Genomic DNA, 25,114 nt, shown 5'->3' with positions numbered 1-25,114 from the left:
CACAACGCATGACGACCGACTTCCGGTTCCCGAACTCTCTGTGACTACCCTCACCATACCCGTTGGTAAGCTTGTAACAAACTTCGCACCCCGGATTGTGCGGGGAGCCGGGTGCCGGGACGGAATCCACAGGGCAGCACCGCGATACCCCGGAGCCCGTGCGACGGCACGGCCGCCGCGCATCGGGCCGGACGGCGAAATCCGTGGCGGCCGTGCGCGGTACGTCGCGCACGAGCGGCGTCAGTCGAGCCAGTGCGCGGCTTCGGTGGCCCAGTAGGTGAGCACCATGTCCGCGCCCGCGCGCCGAATTCCCAGCAGGGACTCCAGAATCGCGCCCCGGCGGTCGATCCAGCCGTTCTGCGCGGCGGCGGTGATCATCGCGTACTCACCGGAGATCTGATACGCCGCGACCGGCACCGTGGCCTGATCCGCGACATCGCGCAGGATGTCCAGGTACGACATGGCGGGCTTGACCATCACGATGTCGGCGCCCTCGGCCAGATCCAGGTGCAGTTCGCGAATCGCCTCGCGCCGGTTGGCCGGATCCTGCTGGTACGTCCGGCGATCGCCCTCGAGCGAGGAGCCCACCGCCTCGCGGAACGGGCCGTAGAACGCCGAGGCGTACTTGGCCGCGTAGGCCAGGATGCCGGTGTCGGTGTGCCCGGCCGCGTCCAGTCCGGCCCGGATCGCGCCCACCTGGCCGTCCATCATGCCGCTGGTGCCCAGCAGATCCGCACCGGTTTCGGCCTGTGCCAGCGCCATATCCACGTACCGGCGCAGGGTGGCGTCGTTGTCGACGCCGCCGGCGTCGTTCAGCACGCCGCAGTGCCCGTGGTCGGTGAATTCGTCGAGGCAGGTGTCGGCCATGACCACCGTGGAGCCGCCGACCTCGTGGACCAGCGCGCGCAGCCCCCGGTTGAGGATGCCGTCCGGATCACTGGCCGCGCTGCCGAGCGCGTCCTTGTCCTGCGCGCGCGGCACGCCGAACAGCATGAGCCCGCCGACGCCGGCCGCGACGGCTTCCACGGCGGCCTTGCGCAGCGAATCCATCGAATGCTGGTAAACGCCGGGCATGGAAGAGATTTCGCGTGGTTCGCCGATGCCGTCGGCGACGAACATGGGGAGAATCAGCTGCCGCGGCCGCAGGGTGGTCTCGGCCACCAGACGGCGCATCGCGGGGGTACGGCGCAACCGCCGCGGGCGGTCCATTCCGGTCATAGTCGCATGATATGCCCGTCCGATCGGCGGGTTCGCGCGGCCCGTGTCCCGGCCGCCGAACGCTCCCCCGCGGCGTGCGGGCCGCTCACCCCGGACTCGAGTTCTGCCAGGTAGCCCCCGGTCGGCACCGGATTTTGTCGGTGCCCCCGGGTAGAATCGAAGATGTGTTCGACGGGTTGGCGCGGGGGTTTCGAACGCTGGAGCCCCGCGCCACACCCGGTACGCGATGGGAGGATCGGCAATGCTGGCAGCCGTAACGAATATGTCCGACAAGACCTCGGTGCCCAAGAAGGGCGAGGCGATCGATCACACGTGGCGGCCGCTGTACAAGCAGCCGCTGCCTGCGGGGCGGCCGCGCACCTGGTACGTCCAGCACAATCGGCGGCTCAAGGCGATGCGCCTGGCCATCGCGATGCTCGATTCCGGCGTCTTCGCCGCCGATCTGGCGACCAACGACAAGATCCGCGACACCGCCGAATCCGTTGGCGTGCACTGGCCTTCGGATGCCACCTGCCGCATGGTGCGGCGCATGATGCAGGCTCAGCGCTGAGTCGGTGCGGGTCCGGCCGCCGGAGGGGCGGCGGCCGGACCCGTACATCCGACCCGAAACAGACACCGCGGCAAAGATATTCACTACTATTCGCCTCACCCCGCGCCGCGCCGTCCACGGCCGCGCGCAGCGACACCCGCTCCGCCGCCAGAAAGTGAACCGCCGCAACCACCATGGGACCGCATCTCCGCCGCCTCGAGGCCACCGGCCGGGGCCACCACGGCACCCGCGCCGTGCCCGGCGGACAGGCGGCGCCCGCACGCGGCGTCACGCCAATGCCGAACGACGCTGTGATACCGCATATCTCCGCCGCGATCCCGCGCACCCTCGCTCGTGACCTGTCGGCACTCGTCCCCGCCGCACGGCCGGTGCACCGCCTGGCCCCAGGCAGCGATCGCCGTCCTACGCTGGCGCCTGCATCGCGGCCTTCCGCGACACGACAGCCCCGAAACGGCAACGGGCCCCGCATCATCGGATGCGGGGCCCGGGAGCCGGAAAGCGGTGCCGGCGGCCTAGCGGCTGCGGCGGCTCTTCTTGCGCGGCGGGGGCAGCAGGCCCTCGGCGCGCAGGTGGGCGGCGTGCTCGGCGAGCGCCTCGACGAGCGGGCCGACCTGGGCGGTCTCGGGCTGCACATCCACGCGCAGGCCGAACTCGATCGCCGTCTCGGCCGTCTTGGGGCCGATGCAGGCGACGATGGTGCGCGCGTGCGGCTTACCGGCGATGCCGACCAGGTTCCGCACGGTCGAGGACGAGGTGAACAGCACCGCGTCGAAACCGCCGGTCTTGATCATCTCGCGGGTCTCGGCCGGCGGCGGCGACGCACGCACGGTGCGGTACGCGGTGACGTCGTCGATCTCCCAGCCGCGATCGCGCAGGCCCTCGGCGAGGGTCTCGGTGGCGATGTCGGCGCGCGGCAGCAGCACCCGGTTCACCGGATCGAAAACGTCGTCGTAGGGCGGGAAATCGGCCAGCAGGCCCTCGGACGACTGCTCGCCGGACGGAATCAGCTCGGGATTGATGCCGAAGGACCGCACCTTCTCCGCGGTCGCCTCACCGACGCAGGCGATCTTCACGCCGGAGAACGCGCGGGCGTCCAGCCCGAACTCCCCGAACTTCTCCCACACGGCCCGAACGGCATTGGTGGAGGTGAACACGACCCACTGGTAGCGCCCGTCGACCAGACCCTTGACCGCGCGCTCCATCTGCGCGGGGCTGCGCGGCGGCTCGACCGCGATGGTCGGGACCTCCATGGGGATGGCGCCGTGCATGACGAGCTTCTCGCTCATCTCCCCGGCCTGCTCCTTGGTGCGCGGCACCAGCACGGTCCAGCCGTACAGGGCCCGCGATTCCCACCACGAGGTCTTGGAGCGCTTCTCGACCTCCTTGCCGACCGTCACGATCAGCGGGCCGACCAGCTCGGACGCCGCGTTGTTCAGCGTCGCCAGGGTGGTGTCGATGGTGCGCTGCTGGCGGGTGGTGCCGCGCACGGTCACCGCGACCGGGGTCTGCGGGGCCATGCCGTGCTCGACCAGCGCGCTGGCGGTCTCGGCCAGGTGCCCGGAGGTCGCGTGCAGCACCAGCGGGCCGGGCGCGGCCGCGACGGCCGCCCAGTCCACCTCGCCGCGCACGTCGACCTCGGTGTGGCTCGAACCCAGTTCGATGCCCGCGTAGGCCGGCACGGTGGTCCCCGCGGACAGGCCCGGCAGCACCTCGAACATCATGTGCGACCGGGTGATCGCGTTGACTTCCTGGATCACCGAATCGGTGGTCAGCGGGTCGCCCGAGACCAGCCGGACCACGTCGAAACCGTTGCGGGCCTCGGTGATCAGGGTCTTGGCGACCTCGGCGGCATCGCCCAGGGCCGGGCGCACGTCGACCGGGCGCTCCCCGTCGGCGGCGGGCTCGACCGCGGCGCCGATCAGGGCGAGCACGCCCTTGTCGACATCGGGATCGGTGAAGGCCAGCGTGGCGCGCGTGAGCACCTCGCGGGCACGCACAGTGAGCAGCGCCGGATCGCCGGGCCCGGATCCTACGAAGAGGATCCGACCGGGATGCTTCTTGGTGGCTCGACTCATCGAATGTTCTCCATTGGGCTGGGAGTGGTGCTGCTGTCGTTGGATTGCGCTGCCGCCGGGTTGCCATCCCCGGGGTCGCTGAGCAGGTCGCGCGCCCCCAGCTCCAAGAGCTCACGCGCCAGTGCACGGCCCAGTTCCGCGGCGTCCGCGGGTGAGCCGACTACGGATGCCCGGATCGTGTCCGAGCCGTCGATCGCCGCCACACAACCCCGCAGCGACAGTTCGTCGAACACCCGCCCGTCGTCGTCGATCGATTCGACGACCTCGGCCAGCGCGCCGATCGGCGCGGTGCAACCGGCCTCCAGTTCGGCCAGCAGTTCCCGCTCGGCGGTGATGGCGGCACGGGTGGCCGCGTCGTCGAGCGCGGACAGGATGGTCACGAGTTCGGTGTCCTCGCTGCGGCATTCGACCGCGAGCGCGCCCTGCGCGGGAGCGGGCAGCATCTGCACCGGCTCCAGCGATTCGGTGATGACGTCGAGCCGGTCGATGCGGGCCAGCCCGGCTCGCGCGACCACGACGGCATCGAGTTCACCGTTGGCCACCTTGGAGATGCGGGTGTCGAGATTGCCGCGCAGCGGCACGATCTCCACGCCCAGCCCCAGGGCCTTGAGCTGTGCGGACCGCCGCGGCGCGGAGGTGCCGATGACCGAGCCCGGCGGCAGTTCGCCCAGCACCATGCCGTCGCGCGCCACCAGGGCGTCACGCGGATCCTGGCGGGGCGGGACCGCGGCGATATTGAAGCGCGGGTCCTGCGCGGTGGGCAGATCCTTGTACGAGTGCACGGCGATGTCGACCGTCCCCGCGCCCAGTTCGTCGCGCAGCGCGGCGGTGAACACGCCGACGCCGATCTCCTGGACGGGTGCGGCGGACTGATCACCGGCGGTCTTCACGATCACCAGTTCGGCCTGCTGCCCGGCGGCGATCAGAGCGTCGCGCACGTGCCCGGCCTGGGTCAGGGCCAGCAGGCTGCCGCGGGTACCGATCCGCCACGGGGCGTCGTGCGTTCCACGCAATGTCTCGAGCCCTGTCTGTGTTTCCTGCACCATCGCTCCGGTCATGCGGTCAGCCCCTGTTCGTCCCCCGAGTGGGCGGCGGTGAAATCGTCGGCCAGATCGCCGCGCGCGGCGATCTCCATCGGCGCCGCAACCGCTTGCGCCGCACCGGGTTTGAGCTCGAACAGCTCACGCAGCGCTTCGGCGTAGCTGTCGCCGCCCGGTGTGGAGGCCAATTGCTTGACCCGCACCGTCGGCGCGTGCAGCAGTTTGTCGACGACGCGGCGCACGGTGCGCGCGACCTCTTCGCGGTGCGCGGCGTCCAGCCCGGGTAGTCGGGAATCCAGGCGTAGCATTTCGGCCTCGACCACGTCGGCGGCCATCTGCCGCAGCGCCGCCACCGTCGGCGTCACCTCGGCCATGCGCTGTCCGGCAAGGTATTTGGCGAGTTCGTCGGCCACGATGCCGCGTGCGGCGGCGGTGTCGTCGGCGGCGGCGCCCGCCGACGGATCGCGCTGCAGCGTCTCCATGTCGATGACGGTCACCCCGGGCAGCCCGGCGACGGCGTGCTCCACGTCGCGGGGCAGGCCCAGATCGCAGATGACCAGTTGATCGCTCGCGCGGTCGGCGGAGAGCGCCCGATGCACATCGGCGATGCTCACGACGGTGCCGACCGCGCCGGTACATGTCACGACCACCTCGGCCGCGGCCATCGCCTCGGCCAGCCTGTCCATCTCCATCGCCTCGGCGGCCACGCCGTGCATGGTGGTGGCCGTATTGGCAAGGCGCTCAGCGCGTTCGAGAGTGCGGTTCACCACGATGATCCGCTCGACCCCGGCCCGCGCCAGCTGCGCGACCGCGAGCCCGCCCATGGCCCCGGCGCCCAGCACGAGCGCGGTGCGCCCGGCCAGCGGGCCCAGCACCATTCGCGCCCGATCCAGCGCCACCGACACGACCGAGGCGCCCGCGCGATCGATGCCGGTCTCCGAATGCACCCGCTTGCCCACCCGCAGCGAATGCTGCGCGAGCTCGTGCAGGGTGCGCCCGGACGCCTGCTGCGCGTCGGAGGCGGCGTAGGCGGCGCGGATCTGGCTCAGAATCTGCTGCTCGCCGATCACCATGGAGTCCAGGCCGCTGGCGACCGCGAACAGGTGTTCGGCGGCGGCCTCGGCGTAGCGCACGTAGGCGTGCTTGGTCAGTTCCGGCAGCGGCAGCCCGGAGTGCCGGGTGAGCAGTTCGCTGACCTCGCCCAGCGCCGGGTGGAAGGCGTCGACCACCGCGTAGATCTCCACCCGGTTGCAGGTGGACACGATCATGGCCTCGGAGACGTGGCTCGAGGCCAGCATCTTGTCGGTCAGCTTGGGCCGGTCGTGCTCGGTGATCGCGACCTTCTCGAGCACCGCCACCGGGGCGCTTCGATGCGAGATCCCGACGAGAAGCACACTCATGGCTGGACCACCGCTCCCTTGCTGGTTGTCTCCGTGCCGCCCGACGGGCGCGCTGCCGACGCGTGAGAAGTCTGAATCGGCGTGTAGATCACGCCCACGGCGTCGCCCGCGGCCACGCCCACCGTCTCCCCGGCGGCCTCGGCGTTGCGAGCCAGCTCGAAGGACAGCAGTTGCATCTCCACCGCGAGATCGACGCGGCGCACCTCGACGTGCGCGGGCGCGTCCAGCGCGACCGGGGAGAAGCTGAGAATGCAGAGCACACCGGCGGCGACCAGCCGATCGCACACGCCCTGGGCGGCCGAATCCGGGGTGGTGATGACCGCGATGGTCGGCTCCAACAGCCGCACCGAGTCGGTCAGTTCGGCCACATCGCGCACGGTCAGCCCGCAGACCTGGGTGCCGATCAGGGCCGGATCGTTGTCGAAGATGCCGACCATGGCGAACCCGCGGCGGCGGAACCCGCCGTAGCCGACCAGGGCCCGGCCCAGATTGCCCGCGCCGACCAGCACCACGCGGTGCCCTTCGGACAGCCCGAGCACGTCCTCGACGCGGTCGCGAAGCTTGACGACGTCGTAGCCGACACCGCGCACGCCGTTGGGTCCGAGGAAGGAGAGATCCTTGCGCAACTTGGCGGAACCGACACCCGCCGCGACAGCCAGTTCCTCACTAGATACGATGGCAACACCGTCATCGGCGAGTACGGCGAGGACCCGGAGGTAGGTGGCCAGTCGGGCCACCGTGGCCTGCGGGATGTCCTTCTGCAGAGCCCTGCCGGAGACGCCACTCTGCGGCGTCTCATGCTGCTCTGTCACGTCGCTTGCGCTCCTCGTCCGGCCGGGGATTGGGTGTCCGGCGTTCTTTTGTCACCCGACGCCGGTGACCGTCGCAGGGCGGTCTATGGTCGGGGGTTCGGGGTCGCTTCCACTGCCTTCGAAGGCAGGTTGCGTGCCACCACCGTAACCGCTTGTGAAGCCCTGCACAAAGTCGGTGAATTCAGTCACTTTGCGGCGGGCTGCTGCCCCGCGATTCATTCAACCCCCCTCGACCCGAACCCGCTACGCAACGCGCCGGAAATCGCCCGCCCGGACACGCCGTAGGGGGTTGGCCGGGGGCGGCGGCGACATTCCGCCGCCCCAGCGGGCCGCACCCGGAGAACCACCCGGTTTCAGCGACTCAGATCCGCGCGCAAACGCACCTCGTCGACGTCGAAATAACTGTGCTCACGACCGTCGAGCAGCACCACCGGCAGCCGGTCGCCGTACTCGGCGCGCAGCCCCGGATCGCGCTCGGCGGCCACGTCGACATCCACCACCGCGACCTCGATTCCGAACTCGGCGCAGACGGGTCGCAATTGTTCCAGCGCCACCGTGCAGAGGCCGCAACCATTGCGGGTCAGGAGGGTGACCGTACGTGTGGGATCGCTCATAACTCCATTCAACTACCCGTTATGTCGTTCAGCGTCTACGTCCCGGTCACCGGTGAGCGTTACTGTGGACTGTGCCGGTTCATGCGCGACCCGTATTGGTCTCGGGCTCCCTGGTGTACCGGCCAAAAACACAGGCGGAGGTACTGGTGCCGGAACGATCGAAAGAGGCCGGAACGGGTTCGAAGGACTCGCGGCCGGGATTGATCGCGGGGCGATTCGGGGAATTCCCGGCCCGCTGGGGACAGGGTCTGCAGGACCAGTTCACGCGGATGGCCCGCAGTCCGTTCGGACCCAGCGAGGAAGAGGTCAGAGCGAACCTGGCCGGCGAGGCCAGCGCCGACGCCGCCATCGCGCTGCACGACGCCGAACTCGCGCTGCACGACGAGCCGACGCGCGCGGTCCCCCGCGACCTGACCGCCGCCGCGTTCTTCGACGTGGACAACACCATGGTGCAGGGCGCGTCGATCGTGCACTTCGCGCGCGGGCTGGCCGCGCGCAAGTACTTCAAGACCTCCGACCTGGTCGACATGGCCTGGAAGCAGGTCAAGTTCCGGGTCACCGGCAAGGAGAACATCGCCGACGTGGCCAGCGGCAAGGAGCGGGCGCTGGAGTTCATCGCCGGCCGCCCGACCGCCGAACTGGCCGCCCTCGGCGAGGAGATCTACGACGAGATCATCGCCGACAAGATCTGGCCCGGCACCCGCGCGCTCGCGCAGATGCACCTCGACGCCGGGCAGCAGGTCTGGCTGGTGACGGCGACCCCGGTCGAACTCGCGCAGGTCATCGCCAAGCGGCTCGGCCTGACCGGCGCGCTGGGCACCGTCGCCGAGTCCGAGGACGGCGTGTTCACCGGCCGCCTGGTCGGGGACATCCTGCACGGGCTCGGCAAGGCGCACGCGGTGCGCACCCTCGCCATTCGCGAGGGCCTGAACCTCAAGCGCTGCGCCGCGTACTCCGACAGCCACAACGACGTGCCCATGCTCTCGCTGGTCGGCACGGCCGTGGCCATCAATCCGGACGCGGACCTGCGCGAGGTGGCCAAGAACCGGGGCTGGGAGATCCGCGACTTCCGCACCGGCCGCAAGGCCGCCAAGGTCGGCGTGCCCACCGCGCTCGCGCTGGGCGCGGCGGGCGGCGCGGCCGCGGCGGTGCTGAGCCGCAAGCGCGAAGCCCGGGTCGGCTGACAGATCGTAGAGAAACGTTGTGGCCCGGTCCTTTTCGGACCGGGCCACACCATCGCGCTACCGCCGCAACCTATCCCGTGAAGGGATTGCGGCGCTTGGTCAGATTCCGGTACAGCGTGCCCTGGATCGTCTCCCGGACCTGATCGGTGATCTCGAACATGGTCATCGGGTCGTCGGCGGCCTCGGGCTCGTAGCCGCTGGTCGAGATCGGCTCACCGAACTCGATGTGCCACTTGGACGGCAGCGGGATCGCGCCCAGCGGGCCCAGGTGCGGGAAGGTCGGCGTCACCGGGAAATACGGGAGACCGAGCAGCCGGGCCAGCGGCTTGAGATCGGCCAGCTTGGGATAGATCTCCTCGGAGCCGACGATCGAGCACGGAATGATCGGCACGCCGGTGCGCACCGCCGCCGACACGAAGCCGCCGCGGCCGAACCGCTGCAGCTTGTAGCGATCACCGAACGGCTTGCCGATGCCCTTGTACCCCTCGGGGAACACCCCGGCGACCTCGCCCGCGCGCAGCAGCCGCTCGGCGTCGGCGGAGCAGGCCAGCGTATGGCCCGCCTTGCGCGCCAAGCCGCCGACCAGCGGCGTCTCGAAGATCAGGTCCGCGGCCAGCAGGCGCAGCGCCCGCTGTTCGGCGTGCCGGTCGTGGATCGCCAGCTGCAGCATCAGCCCGTCGATCGGCACGGTGCCCGCGTGATTGGCGACCACCAGCGCGCCGCCCACCGCTGGAATGTTCTCGATGCCGCTGGTCTCGACCCGGAACCACAGGTCGGAGATCGGGCGCAGGATCGGCAGGATCACCGACTCCAGCAGGTGCTCGTCCAGCCCGAACTCGTCGACCTGATAGTCGCCGGTCAGGCGGCGGCGCGCGAAGTCCGCGGTGCGGCCGACGCCCTCGGCCACCGCGCCGCGCAGCAGCTCGCCCAGCGACTTCGGCTGCCGCGACTCGACTTCGGCGAGCCGATCGGTCAGCGAGGTCACCGGCTTCAGCGCCGGTTCGCCGGGCCAGACGCGCGACGGCCGATGCCGCGCCTCGATATCCACGTCGTGAAGACGGATCACCTTCGCTACGTCACTCATTGGTGCGCTCCCGTCCCGGCCCCGATCAGGCCGAGAAGTTTGTTCTCTGCGGCATCGATCCAGCGGGGATCGATCACGGGCCGCAACGCTGCGCCCCCTATGAAGTCGTCGAATGCCTGCACCGTGGTCCAGCGGGGTGCGAAGCCGAGCTCGGTGCGCATCCTGGTGGTGTCCAGGCCGCAGCCGAAATGGAAATAGTCGATCTGTTCGGCGGTGAACTCACGCATAACCGGTCCCATCAGGGTACGGCCAACAGTACGGAAAAGGCTGTACGGAACCGGCATTTCGATGCGACCCGCGCGCCGGATCGCCTGCGACAACGCCATCGCGCCGTCACCCGCCACATTGAAAGTGCCGCCCGGCGCGCCCAGCGCGGCATGGGTGAGCGCGGCGATCGCGTCTTCCTCGTGCAGGAGTTGCATTCTCGGATCGCGGCCCAGGATGGTGGGCGTCACCGGCGAATGAAAATACTGCACACCGCGATCGGCCAACCGCGGGCCGACAATCGGCGGAAAACGCAGAATGGCGGTCGAAATATCGGGACGGCGGCGGGCCAGCCCGCGCACGAAACTCTCCACCTCGACCATATCGCGGGCGAACCAGCCCCGCGGCGGCGTGCGCGCACTCATTTCCTCGGTGAATTTCACCGGATCCTTCGCACTGCAGCCGTATACCGCCGAGGACGAACGCACCACCACGCGCCGCACGCCGGCCGCTTTGCGGCACACCGCGAACAACTGCATGGCCCCCATGACGTTCATATCCTTCATCGCGGGCCTGCCGCCACCGGCCGGTGGCCGGGACAACGCCGCGGGATGGACGACGGTGTCGACAGCATTACCGTCGATCACCTTACGTATCAAAGGATTACGAATATCGGCGCGAACGAATTCGGCGCGCCCCATGCGCCGCAACAGTTCCCGGCTCGGCTGTTTGGCATCGACCGCGATCACGCGCTCGATACTCGGATCGGCCGCGAGCCGCGCGACCACATTGCCGCCGAAGAACCGGCTGGCGCCGGTCACCATCACGATCTTCGGCGCCGAACCGTCCCTGGTGCCGCCCACCGCACCGGATCCCATTGTCGAGCCCCCATTTCCTGTTTTCCCGCGTCCCCAGGGTAACCGCCGGACCTGGGCTCCCCGAAGGGTATTAACCAGGATCTAACGATGAGTTCTGTCACCCGTGATAAACGGAAAGCCCGCCACCGACGGTGACGGGCTTCCAGCTACGACGCAGCGCTTACTTGCCGAGTTTCCTGCGCTGCACGCGCGTACGACGAAGCAGCTTGCGGTGCTTCTTCTTCGACATGCGCTTACGGCGCTTCTTGATCACAGAACCCATAGGGTTGTTCCTCGCGTTCTCTCGGGTCACCCCCACCTTCGCGGGGAGCACACTTTCAACCCTGCACAGTCCTACCCGTAACGGACCGACATGGGCCCGACGGCACCACCGGCACGTACAGGATGCCGGTCCATGCTACCGGGCCACTCTCCGGCGAACGAAACGGGTAGGCACAGTGCCGCCACCGGGCCCGAAGTGCCGGGCTCGGCGCGCCGACCGTACTGTGCGCGACCGCGCGGAGGGGATGGGACGACGATTCCGGCGGTACCCGGCACACGGCCGGGACCACCCGAAATCGATCGTCACCGCTGGAGTTCGGCCGGGGTGCTCACCCCGCGTCGAAGTAGGACGTCTCCAGGTAATCGTGCACCGCTTTCGCGTGCACCCGGAAGGATCGACCCACCCGCACCGCGGGCAGCTCTCCCGAATGCACCAGCCGGTACACCGTCATCTTGGATACCCGCATCAGATTCGCCACCTCGGCGACGGTGAGGAACTGGGTTCCTCCGCCGAGGACATTCGCGGCACTGATCGGTGTGTTTGCGGACCTCGCTTGACTGTTTCCAGACATCATTGCGCCACTGACCTCCGGCACGTCCGCGCCGCCGGCTTCCCCACCGGCGGAACAGACACGCACGTGCTCCTTGAAGCTTAGCGGGACCAGTGGTGTTGCTGCGACGGGTGTGAGAAATCAGCCTTTGCTGTGGCGAGTCGGGGCCCGGCAGCAAACGAGCTACTGGCCAGTCAGGCTAGTCGGAACTGGCGCCCTGTTCGGCGGAACGACGCTTCGCGGCATGCAGCGCCTCATGAAACGCCGACCGCACCCCGCCGCGCTCGAGTTCCCGCAGGGCCGCCGCGGTGGTCCCCGCGGGCGAGGTGACGGCCGCGCGCAACTCCACCGCACTCTGCCCCGACTCCTCGAGCAGCGCCGCCGAACCGAGCATGGTCTGCACCACCAGCTGGGTGGCCACATCGCGGGTCAGGCCGAGCCCGACCGAGGCGTCGATCATGGCCTCCACGACCAGGAAGAAGTAGGCCGGGCCCGAGCCCGACACCGCGGTGACCGCGTCCATCTGCGCTTCGGCGACCGTCACCACCTTGCCGACGGACTCCAGCATCTCCGAGACCAGCGCCAGCTGTTCCTTGCGCGCGTACCGGCCGGGCGCGATCGCGCTCATGCCCTGCCCGACCAGCATCGGGGTGTTCGGCATGACCCGCACGACCGGGAAACCGGCGGGCAGCTTGTTCTCGAAACGCAGGGTCGGCACCCCGGCCGCGAGCGACACCACGACCGCCTCGCGCTCGGACTCGCCCAGCTCGGCCTTGGCCAGCTCGGTCAGCACACCGTCCACGTCCTGCGGCTTCACCGCGATCACGATGAGATCCGCGCCGATCACCGCGTCACCGACCGAATCGGTAACCCGCGTCCCGAACCGCTGCGCCAGCAACTCCGCCCGCGGCTTCACCGGTTCGACAACCACCAGATCCTTGCTCGCCCGTCCGGATTCGAGCAGACCGGCGACCAACGCCTCGCCGATCCGGCCGCCGCCGATCACCGCAATCCTCGTCATGGTTTCCAAGGCTAGTCGCCGCACCACCCCGAGGTCTAAGCGCACAACCGATAGCGGCGGGGATGTTCGCGACGCGAGCGGAGGCCAGGTGTCGACCACCCCGGAATTGGGGGCGTTCCATGGTCATCTCGTTTACGAATCAGCCTGCGGTTCCGGATATTTGGTCACTAGCGTTCGCCGCACGCGCCATTCACGGCGCGGGAACGAAGGAGATCGACATGAGGCGCGTCCAACGAATCGGCAGCGGAGCGGCGGCGCTCGCCGTCCTGATCATGCCCGCGGTCCTGGCGCCGAGCGCCACCGCGGACATCACCTCGGTGGAAGCCGTCGGCGAACACATCCTGTCCGGCCCCGCGTGCAACGAGGTCGGCTGCGACTACAACCTCATCGCCTTCACGGCACCCAATGCCAACGACCCCGTCAGCTTCTACATCAACGGGGTATTCGTGCAGACCGTTCAGCGCGACGCCGGCCCGTACGGTGGGACCGTGGTCGCGCGGTGGGTGCCCGACCACGCCGGGGTCTACACCCTCACCGCGACCCAGGGAGAGTCGACGAAATCGAAGACTTTCCGGGTCGTCGACGGGGACGGGGAGCCCAACCCGCAGCCCGAGCAGACCGGTTCGTTCTAGCGAGCCTGGGGGATCAAGGCCAGCTGACGGCTCTGGGCGACGATCGCGCCCGTCGAGTCGATGACCAGCTGGTCCTCGTCGAACATGCGGCCGCCGACCTCGCGGGCGTGCGCGATGACGCGGAGCCAGCCGGGGGCCGGGCGGCGGCGCAGATATGTGGTCATCTGAACCGTTGGGGCCCAGCCGAAGTGGCCGAGGTTCATCGGAACCGGGGGGCTCATGTCGGCGGCCATCATGGCGAAGAAGGCGGCTACGTCGGGGAGCTGCTCGTCACCCTCGCGGGGGCGAATCCACAGGCGCAGACGGGGTTCGGCGGTTTCGCCGGCCAGGAACCGGGCCCACTTCGTGTCGATGGCGACCGAAGAGCCCTGTGCCACATGGACGATCTTGCCCATCGGGCTGTCGCCGTCGTAGCCCATCGCGCCGGCGTCGGGCTCGGCGGGCATGTCGCCCGCGTGGTCGGCGGTGAAGGCGGGCGCGGCGTCGTCGTCCAGGTGACTGAAGGTGAACGCGGTGTGCACCAGGGTGCGGCCGTTCTGGATCAGGCTCGCGTCGATCAGGCAGATCTGCCGGCCGATCTTGCGGGTGCGGACCTCGTACTCGACCTCGCCCGGATCGGGCGCGCCGAGGAAGTCGGTGCTGGCGGAGATGGGGAACATCGCGGCCTGCTCGGGCGCGGTGCGGCGCAGCCACGCGGTGGCGGCGGCCGCGCTGCCCGCGACCATGGTGCCGCCGTGCAGCTTCTTGCCGATGGTCCAGATGTCCTCGATGACCCCGGCGTAGCGGCCGATGCCCGGATCGTCCGACGCCAGCTCGGTCACCGCGCAGACGCGACCGAAGGGCGCGGTCCGGTCGGTGAGGGCCTGTTCGAGGTCGACGGTCAACTCCGTTGTCATCCGCTGCTTCCTTCCGCTGATCGGTTTGTACAGCGTACAAGCGCCGGGTACACCAATCGGTATTCCCGTGGCGGGAATCACTGGCGGGGCAGGACCGACCGGGCGCTCGCGCGCGGGCCGAGCGCGACAACACGACCACCCGGCCCGCAGCGCCCCCGCGCGGCCGATTCCCGGGCCCTCAGTGGCGGCTGGCGCCCGTCGGCTCGGGTTCCGGGGCCGGAGTGGGGGTGACGCCGTTCAGGTGCTTGCGCGCGAACGTGAGCGCCCGATTGAGCATCGCCGCCCGATCCATCGTCGTGCGGGCCATCTGGGTGTTGACCTCGATCACGGCCTGGCCGCCGAAACCACCCGCGGTCAGCATCGCGCACAGCTCGGCCACCGGCTGGGTGCCCTCACCCGGAATCAGATGCTCGTCGGTGGCCGCGCCACGGCCATCCGCCAGGTGCAGATGCGCCAGGCCGGCGCCCATGCGGCGCGCGAGCGCCAGCGGATCGACCCCGGCGGTCGCGGTGTGCGAGGTGTCCAGCGTGTAGTGCCGGTACCCGGTGTCGGTCGGATCGTAGGACGGGCTGAAGGTGGTCAGCGACGGCCCCGGACCGCCGCGGCGCTCGAGCCTGCGCACCGAGCTGCCCCGGAACAGCGTGTCCGCGCGCATAGGGAACATGTTCTCCACCGCCACCGCGATCGGACTCTCGTTCTCCAGCTCGGCCACCTGCTGCGCGAAGCCCTCGGCGTAGCGGCGCTGCCAGCGGAACGGCGGATGCACCACCACCGTCGCCGCGCCGAGCGCCTCGGCCGTGTGCACGCTGCGCCGCAGCTTCGCCACCGGGTCCGACCCCCAGACCCGTTGCGAGATGAGCAGACACGGCGCGTGCACGGCCAGCACGGGCACGTCGTACTTGTGCATGAACGACTGCACGGTCGAGATGCTCTGGCTGGCCGGTTCCGCCCACACCATGAGTTCGACTCCGTCGTAACCCAATTCGGCCGCGTAGCGGAAAGCGGCCTCGGTGTTCTCCGGATACACCGACGCGGTGGAAAGCCCGATCCGGACTTCCCCCCGCACCGCTCGGTCTTCGATGTTCGCCCCCTGCACGATATTCCCCACTGCTGCTCCCTGCTCAGTTCGTACTGAGTAGAAAGGCTAGCGGTCCCAGCGTCACGAAGACGCCTACGACGACCGCAATCACAGTGCTGAAAATATCGTCGGTCCGGCGCAGCACCCGCACGAGTGCGACCAAACCGAGGATGACGATCATCGACAGGGCCAGGGCAACCCACGGGAGCATTTCCCACAGACGCTCGAAACCCTTGAACAGCAACATGCCCGCGACCGCCGCGCCCGTGCTCTGGCCCGCCAGCACCAGCCACTGCCTGCGATGCTCCTCGTCCTCGGACAGGTCGGTCCGCGCCCGCGACGGCGCCGGACGCGCGCGCCGCGCGGCGCGGGCGGCAACCGCCGACAGTCGCCCGACCACCGAGGTGCCGGGCTCGTCGTCGTAGTCGTCGTCCTCGTCGTCGTCGAGCGGCTCGTAGACGTCGGTCAGATGCTCGTCGAGATCGCGCTCCCGGACCGCCGCGCCGCCGCGCCGCCGCCCGCCCGGACCGCGACGTTTGCCGCCGCGGCGCGAATCATGTTCGGCGCGTTGCTCATCGCGTTCGAGCCGATCGCGGAGCATCTCACCGGCAACCGTCTCGCCGGACATGAGCATCTGGTCCTGGTCCGCGGCGGACCAGCTCGGCTGCGGCTCGGCCCGGTCCCGCGGGCCGTCGGCCCGGTTGCGCGGCAGCAGCTCGGTGCGATCGTGTCCGGCGGCCTCGGGCGGGGCCCCGGCTCCGGGACGTCTTCGCGCCGACCAGGACGGCAGCCCGGATCGCTCCTCGTGCTCGACGCGGGCATTGTGCTCGGCGCGACCGTCGCGCAGCTGCTCGTCGTGCCGCCGCCCGCCGGGTAGCCGCTGGATGTCCGGCTGCCGCGGGGGTTCGGGCTCCCGGTCGGCGTCCTGCTGCCAGGGCGGCACCTCGGCCTGCCGCTCCCCCTGCCACGGTTGTTCCGCCTGACCCGGCCACGGCTGTTCGGCCTGGCCCGGCCACGGCTGTTCCGCCTGCCCCGGCCACGGTTGCTCGGCCTGGCCCGGCCACGGCTGCTCGGATTGCCACTGCCGCGGCGGTTCCGGCTGTCGCGGCGGTTCGGGCCGGTGCTGCGGTTCGGGCTGCCAGTGCGGCTCGGCCGGGCGCTCGGGGGCGTTCTGGCGCTGCGCCTCCGCGTGCCTGCGCGCCGAGCGCGACATGGGCGGGGCGGAGATGGGCGGGGCCGGAGCGGCGGCCTGCGGCGGTTCGGCGCCGCGGCTCGGCGGGCTCGATAGCGGGTCGGGCGACCAGGCGGCCGCGTCCCAGCTGCGCGCGGCGCCGTCGGCCCGGCTGAGCGAGCCGTTCAGGCCGCCCATCGCGCTGTCCGCGCGGGATGGGTCGTGCCCCCGGAAGGGCTGCACGTCCTCGGTGTTCTCGTCGTCGGGATCGAAGCGCCGCCGGCGGCCGCCGCTCTCGGCGGGCGCGGGCGGGACGCTGCCGTCCAGTTGGTTCAGCGGCACCTCGGCCGACAGCGGATCGGGCTTGCGCCTGCGGCCGCTGCGCGGCGCCTCCGCGGCGGGCCCGGGTAGGGGCGGCGGGGACGCGTTCGGGGCGAGCGGATCGTAGAACGAGATCGGTCCCGACAGCGGGGAGTACTCCGGGGCCGGATCGGGTACCGAGTAGGAGGAGTAGTCCGCCTGCGGTGCGGCCGAATACGACGAACCGCCCCCGAAATCACCGGAACTTCCGGCGTAGTTCGGGTAATCCGCATTGTTTGTGTTCGAATAGTCCGAATAATTCGAAAAGTTTGAATAGTCCGATTCGCCCGAATCAGCCGGGGGTGCGGGCTCGGCCGCGCCCTGTTCCGGCGCGTCGTCCGGCGCGGCGTGCGAAGAGGATCCGTTGCGCACCGTCGGTATATCGCCGGTCAGATCGGCGACCGATAGGCCGCGCCCACTCCTACGCCTGCGCCCGCCGCCCGCGGCGGGCGGCGCACCCTGTCCGTTTCGCGCCAAAAGTTCGGCAACGGACAGTTGACTAATATCCTCGGTCATCGAGACACCGTTTCGATCGTGCCCGGCTGGCCGCCGTTGGGACCACCAGTTATCGGCTCATTATCCAGGTCGGTATCAAGTTTTCGCAGGATCAAACCTTCCCGCAGTGCCCAAGGGCAAATTTCTAGCGTATCCAATGACAATGCCCGCATACTCGCCTCCGCGACCAGCGCGCCGGCCACCAATTGCTGTGACCGATCGGAACTTACGCCTTCCAATTCTGCCCGGTCCGCGGCTGTCATTCTCGATATGAACGCAATCAGCTGCCGCAGGCTGGAACTCGTGAGGGTACGCCGCACCCGCGGCCCCGCCGAAGAGGGGGCCGAACCGGTCAAACGGGCCAGCGAGCGGAACGTCTTGGACGTGCCCACCGCCAGATCCGGGCGGCCGGCCTCGAGCAGCTGCTTGGACGGCACGACCAGTTCCGCGTCGAGCCAATCCCGCAGCACCGCCACCCGGCGCTTGCCCGGCGGGTCGTGATGCAGCCAGTCGCGGGTGAGCCGCCCCGCGCCCAGCTGCAGCGACAACGCCGTGTCGGGCACCTCGTCCGCGCCGTTGCTCAGCTCGAGCGACCCGCCGCCGATGTCGAGGTTCAGGATCCGCCCCGCGCTCCAGCCATACCAGCGGCGCACCGCGAGGAACGTGTGCCGGGCCTCGTCGGCTCCGCTGAGCACTTCGAGTTTCACCCCGGTCTCGGCGCGCACCCGCGCCAGCACCTCGTCGGAGTTGGTCGCCTCGCGCACCGCCGAGGTCGCGAAGGCCATCAGCTCCACGCAACCGGAAGTCTTTGCGATACTGGCGAATTCGGCGACCGTGGCGATCAGCCGCGCCGATCCGCCGGGCGTGATCCGCCCCTGGTCGTCCATGCTCTCCGACAGGCGCAGGGTCGCCTTCGTAGAGCTCATAGGCATCGGGTGGCCACCGCGATGCGCGTCCACCACGAGCAGGTGGACGGTATTGCTTCCCACATCCAGTACACCGAGCCGCACATGAACACGGTACTGGGTGCGTCACGGCTTCAGGCCAGGCGACTGAGCTGTTAGCGTTCCGCGGTGTGACGGCAGGTGCATCCGCGAGTGGCCCGACCGGGCTGCGACCAGCGGCGAAGATCGACCCGGCTCCCGAAGTAGAGCTCGACTTCCCGCGCGAGTGGATCGAGTTCGTCGACCCAGCAAATGACGAGCATTTGATCGCGGCGGACATGACCTGGCTGTTGTCGCGCTGGACGTGCGTTTTCGGCACTCCGGCATGCCAGGGCATCATCGCCGGGCGCGAGGACGACGGGTGCTGTTCGCACGGCGCCTTCCTCTCCGACGAGGAGGACGGCAAGAAGCTGCACCGGGCTGTGAAAATGCTCACACCCGACGATTGGCAGCTCATGGGCGAGGCGGTCGACGACAAGGGCCGCGTCCGCAAGAAGCTCTATCTCGAAGAGGACGATCTCGACGACGAACCCGCGTTGCGCACCCGGCGTTTCGACGGCGCGTGCATCTTCCTGAACCGCGCGGGCTTCGACAAGGGCCTGGGCTGCGCGCTGCACACCATGGCCCTGCGCGAGGGCCTGGAACCGCTCACGGTGAAGCCCGAGGTGTGCTGGCAGCTGCCGATCCGGCGCACCCAGGACTGGGTGGAACGGCCCGACGGGGTGGAGATCCTCAAGACCGTCATCGGCGAATACGACCGGCGCGGCTGGGGTTCGGGCGGGCTCGACCTGAACTGGTACTGCACCGGGTCGCCGGACGCGCACGTGGGCACCCGGCCGGTCTGGGAGGCGTACGCGCCGGAATTGATCGAACTGCTCGGGCAGGTCGCCTACGACGAACTCGCAGCACACTGCCGGCGACGCCAGGGATTGGGCATCGTCGCGGTGCATCCCGCGACGGCTATCGCCGAGCAGAAGGCCGCCGACGAGCGCGCCGCGGCCAAGCAGGAAGCGGCGCATTCCAAGAAGTCGGCCGCCGCCGCGGCCAAGATTCCCGGGGTCAAGAAGGCCGCGGGCGCCAAGCGCGGTTGACGACCGGCCGGTAACTTTCTGAAAGTACGTATTTTCACTTCACTGCTCACCTACTGTGCGAGCGACCCCTCCCCCTCACGGGGTCGCAGTACAGGAGAGATACATGAGCAACACCTCAGCCTTCCGGCGCCCGCTCGGTCTGGGCCTGGCCGGGCTGGCCGTGGCCACCGGCGTCGCCGTCGTGCTGGCGAACCCCTCGGCTCCCGAGGCCACCGCCGCCGTGGACAACATCACCATCTCCGGCTCGGATCACAAGGTCGGCCAGACCTACACCCTGCACGCCGACCTCAGCGGCGCGTCCTTCGGCCTGCTGGTCTACTGGAAGGCCAACGGCCAGGCCATCACCAGCCCGGCCGCGCAGGTGCCCTGGCCCGCGTACAACACCAGCGCCGACTGGACCCCGCGCACGGCCGGCGCGCACACCATCACCCTCACCCAGGGCAGCAGCACCAAGTCGCTCGTGGTGAACGTGACCGACGGTTCGGTGCCGACCACCACGCCGCCGACCACCACGGTCCCGCCGACGACGACCGAACCGCCGGTCACCACCACCCCGCCGGTCACCACGACCGAGCCGCCCGTCACCACCACCCCGCCCGTCACCACGGAACCGCCGGTCACCACGACCCCGCCCGTCACGACCGAGCCCCCGGTGACGACGACCCCGCCGGTAACCACCACGCCGCCGACGACCACCGAACCGCCGGTAACCACCACCCCGCCGACCACCACCAAGCCCGCCGGCAGCGGCAGCTCCGATCTGCTGCCGTTCTGATTCCGGTTCCGGCCGGTCACCCGGTGGCCCGATAGCTCCTGGTTCATCGGCAGCAAGCTCGCGGGCAGTGCGGGATTGCCGAGGATGAACGCCCGTCCGGGTTCGTCTTCGAGCGCCGAACGGTAGGAGAAGTGGTGGATATGACGAGAAACCCCTGGTGAAGTCATATCCACCACAACCAAGCGGACGCTTGTTTGATAGATTTCGCGAAACGTCCACATTTCACACGGCACGTCCCTTAGGGTGCACAGGCCCGCACACCCCCGCGGGCAGCAACATCCCAGGAGACGACACATGCGCATCACACCCTCGAGGACCGCGCGCCGGGCGGGTGCGGGATTCACCGGTCTCGCCGCCCTCGCCGCGGCGGCCGTGCTCTCGGCCCCGCAGGCCCTGGCCGCGGTCGACAGCGTGACCGTCGACGGCTCGGACTTCCGCGTCGGCACGGAGTACACGATCTCGGCCACGCACAGCGGCGCCGCGGCCGGACTGCTCGTGTACTTCAGCGACAACGGCGAGTTCATCGGCAGCCCGAAGGTGCCGTGGCCGGTCGGGCAGTCCAGCATCGCCTGGACGCCCTCGACCGCGGGCAAGCACATCATCACCGTCGAACAGGGCGGGCACACCCGCTCGACCGTCGTCGAGGTGCAGGACGCGCCGCTGGGATCGGGCAGCTCCACCTCCGGCAGCGGCTTCGGGCCCGCCGGACCGCTCGGCAGCGGCTCCAGCGGCACCACCGGCAACAAGTAGCCGCCGACCGGCATCACCGAGAACAGGACCAACCCATGAGCATTCTTTCCCGCCGCCTCGGCGCGGGCGTGGCGAGCGTCGCGGCCGCCGCGTCCATCGCGGTCTTCGCCGCGCCCAACGCCGCCGCCACGGTGGACAGCATCACCATCTCGGGCTCCAACCACGAGATCAACAAGCAGTACACGCTCAGCGCCGAACTCAGCGGGGCCGGCATCGGCCTGCTGGTCTACTGGAGCGTCGACGGCGAGGACCTCAGCGGGCCCAAGGTGCCGATGCCGATCGGCAAGTCCAGCTACCCCTGGACCCCGACCAAGGCCGGCAAGCACCTGATCACCTGCTCGCAGGGCGGCAGCACCAAGACCATCGAGGTCACTGTCATCGACCCGTCGAACCCCGGACCCGGCAACCCGGGCGAACCGGGCACCCCCGGCGGCGAGAACGGCGGCACCGGCAGCGCGGGCGGTCTCGGCGGACTGCTCGGCAGCCTCACCGGAAGCGCCGGGAAATAACGCGTTCCGCGTCCCGGATCCGAGCCCGCCGCGCCGATCGCGGCGGGCTCGGCGCGTTCGCGGACCCGACCGGGACCGTCGCGACAGCGCGGCTCCGGCACCGTGATCGACCGGCCGGCTCACCGGCGACCGCGGGGAGACCCGGCCCACAGTGCGCGTCGATCCATAGCCGGAGGGTGTGATTCATTCGACAGTGGTGAACGCTCGATGAACAGCGCGCCGCAACCACCCCGACATTCGAATCAAGCTGCGCGCAAACCTGTTTCGCGCACCTATCCGAGCGGTGACCTCGCCTCGAGAGGCGCCGGAAGCGCGCCCGACATCAGCAGGCCATTGCGCATTCACCGGGACGTGTTAGACATTCGCCTCATGATCAAGAAGTCGTTCGCCGTCGCCGCGCTGGCCGCCGGTGCTGTTCTCGCCCTCGCGCCGATCGCCGGCGCCGACAACGTCGATCCCAGCCGGTTCTCCGACCGCACCGCGGATTTCGTGCCCTACAACGATCTGAATGTGCTCAGCGCCAAGGACAACGGCAAGCTGATCATCGTCAGCCCGTACGGCACCAGCAACACCATCGCCTGCCGCGGCAACGGCCAGGACGTGGCCTGGTACGACTGCAAGCAGCAGGACGCGCTCGGCTGGATCAACCTGCAGCAGCAGGAGCTCCCGGTCCTGGGCACCGCCTGGGTCTACACCCTGCAGGCCGACCCCAACGCGTAGGGCCGATCGGCCCGAAGAACAGCGCCCGCTTCCGAATTCGGAAGCGGGCGCTGTTTCCTGTCGATCAGGCCTCGAGCTTGTACCCCAGCCCGCGCACGGTCACCAGGTGCTCCGGCTTGGCCGGGTCGGCTTCGATCTTCGAGCGCAGGCGCTTGACGTGCACGTCGAGGGTCTTGGTGTCACCGACGTAGTCGGCGCCCCACACGCGGTCGATGAGCTGCCCGCGGGTCAGGACGCGACCGGAGTTGCGGAGCAGGTATTCGAGGAGGTCGAACTCCTTGAGCGGGAGGGTGACCGAACGGCCGTTGACCTGCACGGTGTGGCGGTCCACATCCATGCGGACCGGGCCCGCCTCCAGCACGCTGGTCTCGCTGCCGCCCTCGGGCTCGTCGCCGACGCCGCGGCGCAGCACCGCGCGGATGCGGGCGATGAGTTCGCGCGAGGAGTACGGCTTGGTGACGTAGTCGTCGGCGCCCAGTTCCAGGCCGACGACCTTGTCGATCTCGCTGTCGCGCGCGGTCACCATGATGACGGGCACGCTGCTGCGCACCCGCAGCTGCTTGCACACGTCGGTGCCGCTCATGCCGGGCAGCATGAGGTCGAGCAGGACGATGTCCGCCCCGGACCGGTCGAACTCCGAGAGCGCGGACGGGCCGTCACCGACGACGGTGACCTCGAACCCCTCCTTGCGCAGGAGGAACGCGAGCGGATCGGCCAGCGACTCCTCGTCCTCGACGATCAGGACACTCGTCATCGGGTTGCCTCCACACCGTTGGTTCTGGCCCGCCCGAGAGAGCGCGGGCCGGTTTCCTTCTTCACCGCCGGAAGCCCGGCGGCAAGTTTGTCGTCCACACCGTGCTCGTCCTCGGCGTGGGCCGGGATGCGCAGGGTGAACGTCGACCCCGTGCCCAGCTTGCTCCACAGCGTGATCTCGCCGTTGTGGTTGGCGGCCACGTGCTTGACGATAGCCAGCCCGAGTCCGGTACCGCCGGTGGCGCGCGAGCGCGCCTTGTCGGCCCGGAAGAATCGTTCGAAGACCCGTTCCTGGTCTTCCTTGGCGATGCCGATGCCGCGGTCGGTGACCGCGATGTTGACGTAGCCGCCGCGCAGCGCCCGGCTCACCGACACGTGCGCGCCGCGCGAGGAGTACGCGATGGCGTTCTCCACCAGGTTGGACAGCGCGGTCACCAGCAGGGTCTGATCGCCGAGCACCTCGAGGCCGCTGTTGGCGTCGGTGCTGACGGTGATGCCCGCGACCTCGGCGGTGTTCTTGGACCGTTCGAGGGCCTGCAGCACGACCGAGTCCACGTCGACGGCGTCGAGTTCCGGGAGCTTCTCCGCGCCCTGCAGGCGGGACAGCGCGATCAGTTCGGTCACCATCTTGCCCATGCGCCGGGCCTCGCCGTGCAGGCGTTCGCCGAAGTGCCGGACCGAATCCGGGTCGTCCGCGGACTCCAGCAGCGCCTCGGCCAGCAGCGACATGGCTCCGACCGGGGTCTTGAGCTCGTGGCTGACGTTGGCGACGAAGTCGCGCCGGGTGGCCTCCATGCGGGCCTGTTCGGAGTCGTCGTCGGCGAAGAGCACGACGAAGTTGGGGTTCTCCTGGGACAGCGGGCGGGCCACGCCGCGCACCGCCAGCCGGGCCCGGCCGGGCATGGGGATCTTGGCGGTGAGTTCGAAGTCGACGTCCGAGCCACCCGCCAGCACCTGCTGCACCGCGGCCCACGCGCGTTCGTCCAGCAGCCGGTCGTGGACCACGCCGAGTTCTTCCGCGCGCGGGTTGACCAGGACGACGTCGCGGTACTTGTCGACGACGGCGATGCCGCTCTCGGAGGCGAGCACGATGAGATCGAGTACCTGCGACATCGTCAGCCCCGAATCCGAGGCGACGCGCCGCTGCTCCTGACGAGCGGTGACATAGGGAATGAGCAATCCACCGACGGCCAGTCCAACGACGGCCGCCAGGACTGCCAACAGCACGGCCTGTGGAACGCTCACAGTGAGAATCGTACGGTCGCCGACCGGGGGGCAAACCCCGGGTGGGGCAAGTTTCACGCAGGTCACAGGGGCTTACGCGGGCGTTGGCCGGGCGTTCACGCAATGTTCGAATTCCGCGGGGTCTGTTTCTGGCGGATTCTCGGCAAACTCGATCGAGCTGTTCCGCGCGCCCGGCACGCTCAGTCCGGTTCGTCCTGGTAGAGCGAATTGCGCACCTTGTCGCCGTGCTCGTCCACCCACTCCCCCAGCGCGAAAATAGGGACGAGCAGGTCTATTCCGGCGCGCGTGAGCCCGTACTCCACCCGCGGCGGCGCCTCGGCGTACCGCCGCCGCTCGACCAGTCCCATGGCTTCCATCCGCCGCAGGGTCTGCGTCAGCATCTTCTGGCTGATCCCCCCGATCCCCCGCCGCAGGTCGACCGGCCGCATGGGCCCGTCCCGCAGCGTGTAGACGATGACCGTCAGCCACGAGTTGCCGAACAGGTCGACCGCCAGCCGCGCCGGGCAGTCCGCCTCGCGCCCCCCGTATTCCGCGAACTCGACCCGAATCGGCTCGCCCTCCCCCGGTCCTGATTCATCGGCCTCCGCCCGCGTCGGCACGGTACTGCCCGGCATCTCGACCCGACTTCCGGATGACTCGCCGCTCGGTTCCGCCACCGCACCCCCGGTCTCGTCGCTCTCGAGCTTTCTCGCCGGACGCTCCGCGACAGCTGCGCGCCCGGGTGCCCGCATCGCGAGGGGGATCGGCTGCGAGTCGGGTTGCGCGTAGTCCACGACGGTGTGCGCCCCCGGCTCGACCGTCAT

26 protein-coding genes are annotated in these 25,114 nt (G+C 69.6%); 8 read left to right on the top strand and 18 right to left on the bottom strand.

Annotation, left to right across the window (positions count from 1 at the left end; translation table 11 throughout):
• Nucleotides 1-240 precede the first annotated feature (240 nt).
• Entirely contained in the window at nucleotides 241-1,218 is a 978-nt protein-coding gene (hemB, locus tag ACWIGI_RS07645) for a porphobilinogen synthase (RefSeq protein ID WP_454201556.1), read from the bottom strand.
• A 241-nt stretch (nucleotides 1,219-1,459) separates the two neighbouring features.
• Here hemB and ACWIGI_RS07640 point away from each other — a divergent pair, with 241 nt between their 5' ends.
• The gene (locus tag ACWIGI_RS07640; protein ID WP_354990799.1) at nucleotides 1,460-1,768 is read left to right on the top strand and encodes a hypothetical protein; all 309 of its coding nucleotides are present in this window, start codon (nucleotides 1,460-1,462) and stop codon (nucleotides 1,766-1,768) included.
• 512 nt (nucleotides 1,769-2,280) lie between these two features.
• Here ACWIGI_RS07640 and ACWIGI_RS07635 read toward each other — a convergent pair.
• From ACWIGI_RS07635 to ACWIGI_RS07615, 5 genes are all read right to left on the bottom strand, one after another.
• Entirely contained in the window at nucleotides 2,281-3,843 is a 1,563-nt protein-coding gene (locus ACWIGI_RS07635) for a uroporphyrinogen-III synthase (RefSeq protein ID WP_454201555.1), read from the bottom strand.
• Nucleotides 3,840-4,889, bottom strand: a complete 1,050-nt coding sequence (gene hemC, locus ACWIGI_RS07630) for a hydroxymethylbilane synthase (protein WP_454201831.1) — start codon at nucleotides 4,887-4,889, stop codon at nucleotides 3,840-3,842. Before hemC ends, ACWIGI_RS07635 begins: the two co-directional genes overlap by 4 nt.
• An 8-nt stretch (nucleotides 4,890-4,897) precedes the next feature.
• Nucleotides 4,898-6,283 (bottom strand): glutamyl-tRNA reductase, encoded by a 1,386-nt coding sequence (locus ACWIGI_RS07625; RefSeq protein ID WP_454201554.1) that lies wholly within the window; start codon nucleotides 6,281-6,283, stop codon nucleotides 4,898-4,900.
• A complete protein-coding gene (locus tag ACWIGI_RS07620) occupies nucleotides 6,280-7,095 on the bottom strand; it encodes a redox-sensing transcriptional repressor Rex (RefSeq protein WP_454201553.1) in 816 nt (271 codons plus the stop codon). Before ACWIGI_RS07620 ends, ACWIGI_RS07625 begins: the two co-directional genes overlap by 4 nt.
• A gap of 353 nt (nucleotides 7,096-7,448) precedes the next feature.
• Nucleotides 7,449-7,709 carry a glutaredoxin family protein gene (locus tag ACWIGI_RS07615; RefSeq protein WP_454201552.1) on the bottom strand — a complete coding sequence of 87 codons (261 nt, stop codon included), beginning with the start codon at nucleotides 7,707-7,709 and terminating at the stop codon, nucleotides 7,449-7,451.
• 146 nt (nucleotides 7,710-7,855) lie between these two features.
• Here ACWIGI_RS07615 and ACWIGI_RS07610 point away from each other — a divergent pair, with 146 nt between their 5' ends.
• A complete protein-coding gene (locus ACWIGI_RS07610) occupies nucleotides 7,856-8,893 on the top strand; it encodes an HAD family hydrolase (protein ID WP_454201551.1) in 1,038 nt (345 codons plus the stop codon).
• 70 nt (nucleotides 8,894-8,963) lie between these two features.
• Here the strand turns inward: ACWIGI_RS07610 and ACWIGI_RS07605 are convergent, their stop codons facing one another.
• From ACWIGI_RS07605 to proC, 5 genes are all read right to left on the bottom strand, one after another.
• On the bottom strand, nucleotides 8,964-9,977 hold the full coding sequence (locus ACWIGI_RS07605) for a lysophospholipid acyltransferase family protein (RefSeq protein ID WP_454201550.1): 1,014 nt from the start codon (nucleotides 9,975-9,977) through the stop codon (nucleotides 8,964-8,966).
• Complete coding sequence (locus ACWIGI_RS07600) at nucleotides 9,974-11,059, bottom strand: NAD-dependent epimerase/dehydratase family protein (RefSeq protein WP_454201549.1); 1,086 nt, start codon at nucleotides 11,057-11,059, stop codon at nucleotides 9,974-9,976. The genes ACWIGI_RS07605 and ACWIGI_RS07600 overlap by 4 nt, the downstream gene beginning before the upstream one ends.
• 160 nt (nucleotides 11,060-11,219) lie before the next feature.
• Nucleotides 11,220-11,321 (bottom strand): 30S ribosomal protein bS22, encoded by a 102-nt coding sequence (locus ACWIGI_RS07595; protein ID WP_003402602.1) that lies wholly within the window; start codon nucleotides 11,319-11,321, stop codon nucleotides 11,220-11,222.
• Nucleotides 11,322-11,649: 328 nt separating this feature from the next.
• On the bottom strand, nucleotides 11,650-11,895 hold the full coding sequence (locus ACWIGI_RS07590) for a helix-turn-helix domain-containing protein (RefSeq protein ID WP_454201830.1): 246 nt from the start codon (nucleotides 11,893-11,895) through the stop codon (nucleotides 11,650-11,652).
• Between the two features lie 175 nt (nucleotides 11,896-12,070).
• The gene (gene proC, locus ACWIGI_RS07585) at nucleotides 12,071-12,892 is read right to left on the bottom strand and encodes a pyrroline-5-carboxylate reductase (protein ID WP_454201548.1); all 822 of its coding nucleotides are present in this window, start codon (nucleotides 12,890-12,892) and stop codon (nucleotides 12,071-12,073) included.
• Between the two features lie 218 nt (nucleotides 12,893-13,110).
• On the opposite strand from proC, the gene ACWIGI_RS07580 reads away from it, so the two are divergent.
• Nucleotides 13,111-13,524, top strand: coding sequence for a hypothetical protein (locus ACWIGI_RS07580; RefSeq protein ID WP_454201547.1), 414 nt, complete (start codon nucleotides 13,111-13,113; stop codon nucleotides 13,522-13,524).
• Here ACWIGI_RS07580 and ACWIGI_RS07575 read toward each other — a convergent pair.
• From ACWIGI_RS07575 to ACWIGI_RS07560, 4 genes are all read right to left on the bottom strand, one after another.
• Nucleotides 13,521-14,420: a thioesterase family protein gene (locus ACWIGI_RS07575; RefSeq protein WP_454201546.1), complete on the bottom strand. Its 900-nt coding sequence runs from the start codon at nucleotides 14,418-14,420 to the stop codon at nucleotides 13,521-13,523. The genes ACWIGI_RS07580 and ACWIGI_RS07575 overlap by 4 nt on opposite strands.
• A gap of 178 nt (nucleotides 14,421-14,598) precedes the next feature.
• On the bottom strand, nucleotides 14,599-15,468 hold the full coding sequence (locus tag ACWIGI_RS07570) for a sugar phosphate isomerase/epimerase family protein (RefSeq protein WP_454201829.1): 870 nt from the start codon (nucleotides 15,466-15,468) through the stop codon (nucleotides 14,599-14,601).
• 73 nt (nucleotides 15,469-15,541) lie between these two features.
• A complete protein-coding gene (locus tag ACWIGI_RS07565) occupies nucleotides 15,542-17,545 on the bottom strand; it encodes a hypothetical protein (RefSeq protein WP_454201545.1) in 2,004 nt (667 codons plus the stop codon).
• On the bottom strand, nucleotides 17,542-18,534 hold the full coding sequence (locus ACWIGI_RS07560) for a Ppx/GppA phosphatase family protein (protein ID WP_454201544.1): 993 nt from the start codon (nucleotides 18,532-18,534) through the stop codon (nucleotides 17,542-17,544). The genes ACWIGI_RS07565 and ACWIGI_RS07560 overlap by 4 nt, the downstream gene beginning before the upstream one ends.
• A gap of 65 nt (nucleotides 18,535-18,599) precedes the next feature.
• Here ACWIGI_RS07560 and ACWIGI_RS07555 point away from each other — a divergent pair, with 65 nt between their 5' ends.
• From ACWIGI_RS07555 to ACWIGI_RS07535, 5 genes are all read left to right on the top strand, one after another.
• Nucleotides 18,600-19,559: a hypothetical protein gene (locus ACWIGI_RS07555; RefSeq protein WP_454201543.1), complete on the top strand. Its 960-nt coding sequence runs from the start codon at nucleotides 18,600-18,602 to the stop codon at nucleotides 19,557-19,559.
• 103 nt (nucleotides 19,560-19,662) lie between these two features.
• Nucleotides 19,663-20,334 carry a hypothetical protein gene (locus tag ACWIGI_RS07550; RefSeq protein WP_454201542.1) on the top strand — a complete coding sequence of 224 codons (672 nt, stop codon included), beginning with the start codon at nucleotides 19,663-19,665 and terminating at the stop codon, nucleotides 20,332-20,334.
• Nucleotides 20,335-20,628: 294 nt separating this feature from the next.
• Complete coding sequence (locus tag ACWIGI_RS07545; RefSeq protein ID WP_454201541.1) at nucleotides 20,629-21,084, top strand: hypothetical protein; 456 nt, start codon at nucleotides 20,629-20,631, stop codon at nucleotides 21,082-21,084.
• Between the two features lie 35 nt (nucleotides 21,085-21,119).
• Nucleotides 21,120-21,593, top strand: a complete 474-nt coding sequence (locus tag ACWIGI_RS07540) for a hypothetical protein (protein WP_454201540.1) — start codon at nucleotides 21,120-21,122, stop codon at nucleotides 21,591-21,593.
• A gap of 369 nt (nucleotides 21,594-21,962) precedes the next feature.
• Nucleotides 21,963-22,313, top strand: coding sequence for a hypothetical protein (locus ACWIGI_RS07535; protein WP_454201539.1), 351 nt, complete (start codon nucleotides 21,963-21,965; stop codon nucleotides 22,311-22,313).
• Nucleotides 22,314-22,377: 64 nt separating this feature from the next.
• Here ACWIGI_RS07535 and ACWIGI_RS07530 read toward each other — a convergent pair whose 3' ends face one another.
• The 3 genes from ACWIGI_RS07530 to ACWIGI_RS07520 all read right to left on the bottom strand — a co-directional run bounded on the left by ACWIGI_RS07530 (nucleotide 22,378) and on the right by ACWIGI_RS07520 (nucleotide 25,114).
• Complete coding sequence (locus ACWIGI_RS07530) at nucleotides 22,378-23,067, bottom strand: winged helix-turn-helix domain-containing protein (protein ID WP_454201538.1); 690 nt, start codon at nucleotides 23,065-23,067, stop codon at nucleotides 22,378-22,380.
• A complete protein-coding gene (locus ACWIGI_RS07525; RefSeq protein ID WP_454201537.1) occupies nucleotides 23,064-24,311 on the bottom strand; it encodes a sensor histidine kinase in 1,248 nt (415 codons plus the stop codon). The genes ACWIGI_RS07530 and ACWIGI_RS07525 overlap by 4 nt, the downstream gene beginning before the upstream one ends.
• A gap of 179 nt (nucleotides 24,312-24,490) precedes the next feature.
• Nucleotides 24,491-25,114 (bottom strand): winged helix-turn-helix transcriptional regulator, encoded by a 624-nt coding sequence (locus tag ACWIGI_RS07520; RefSeq protein ID WP_454201536.1) that lies wholly within the window; start codon nucleotides 25,112-25,114, stop codon nucleotides 24,491-24,493.

This window comes from Nocardia sp. NPDC055321 (assembly GCF_053645575.1).
The sequence above is the reverse complement of the archived record's forward strand: the minus strand, read 5'-3'. Positions and strand labels throughout refer to the sequence as shown.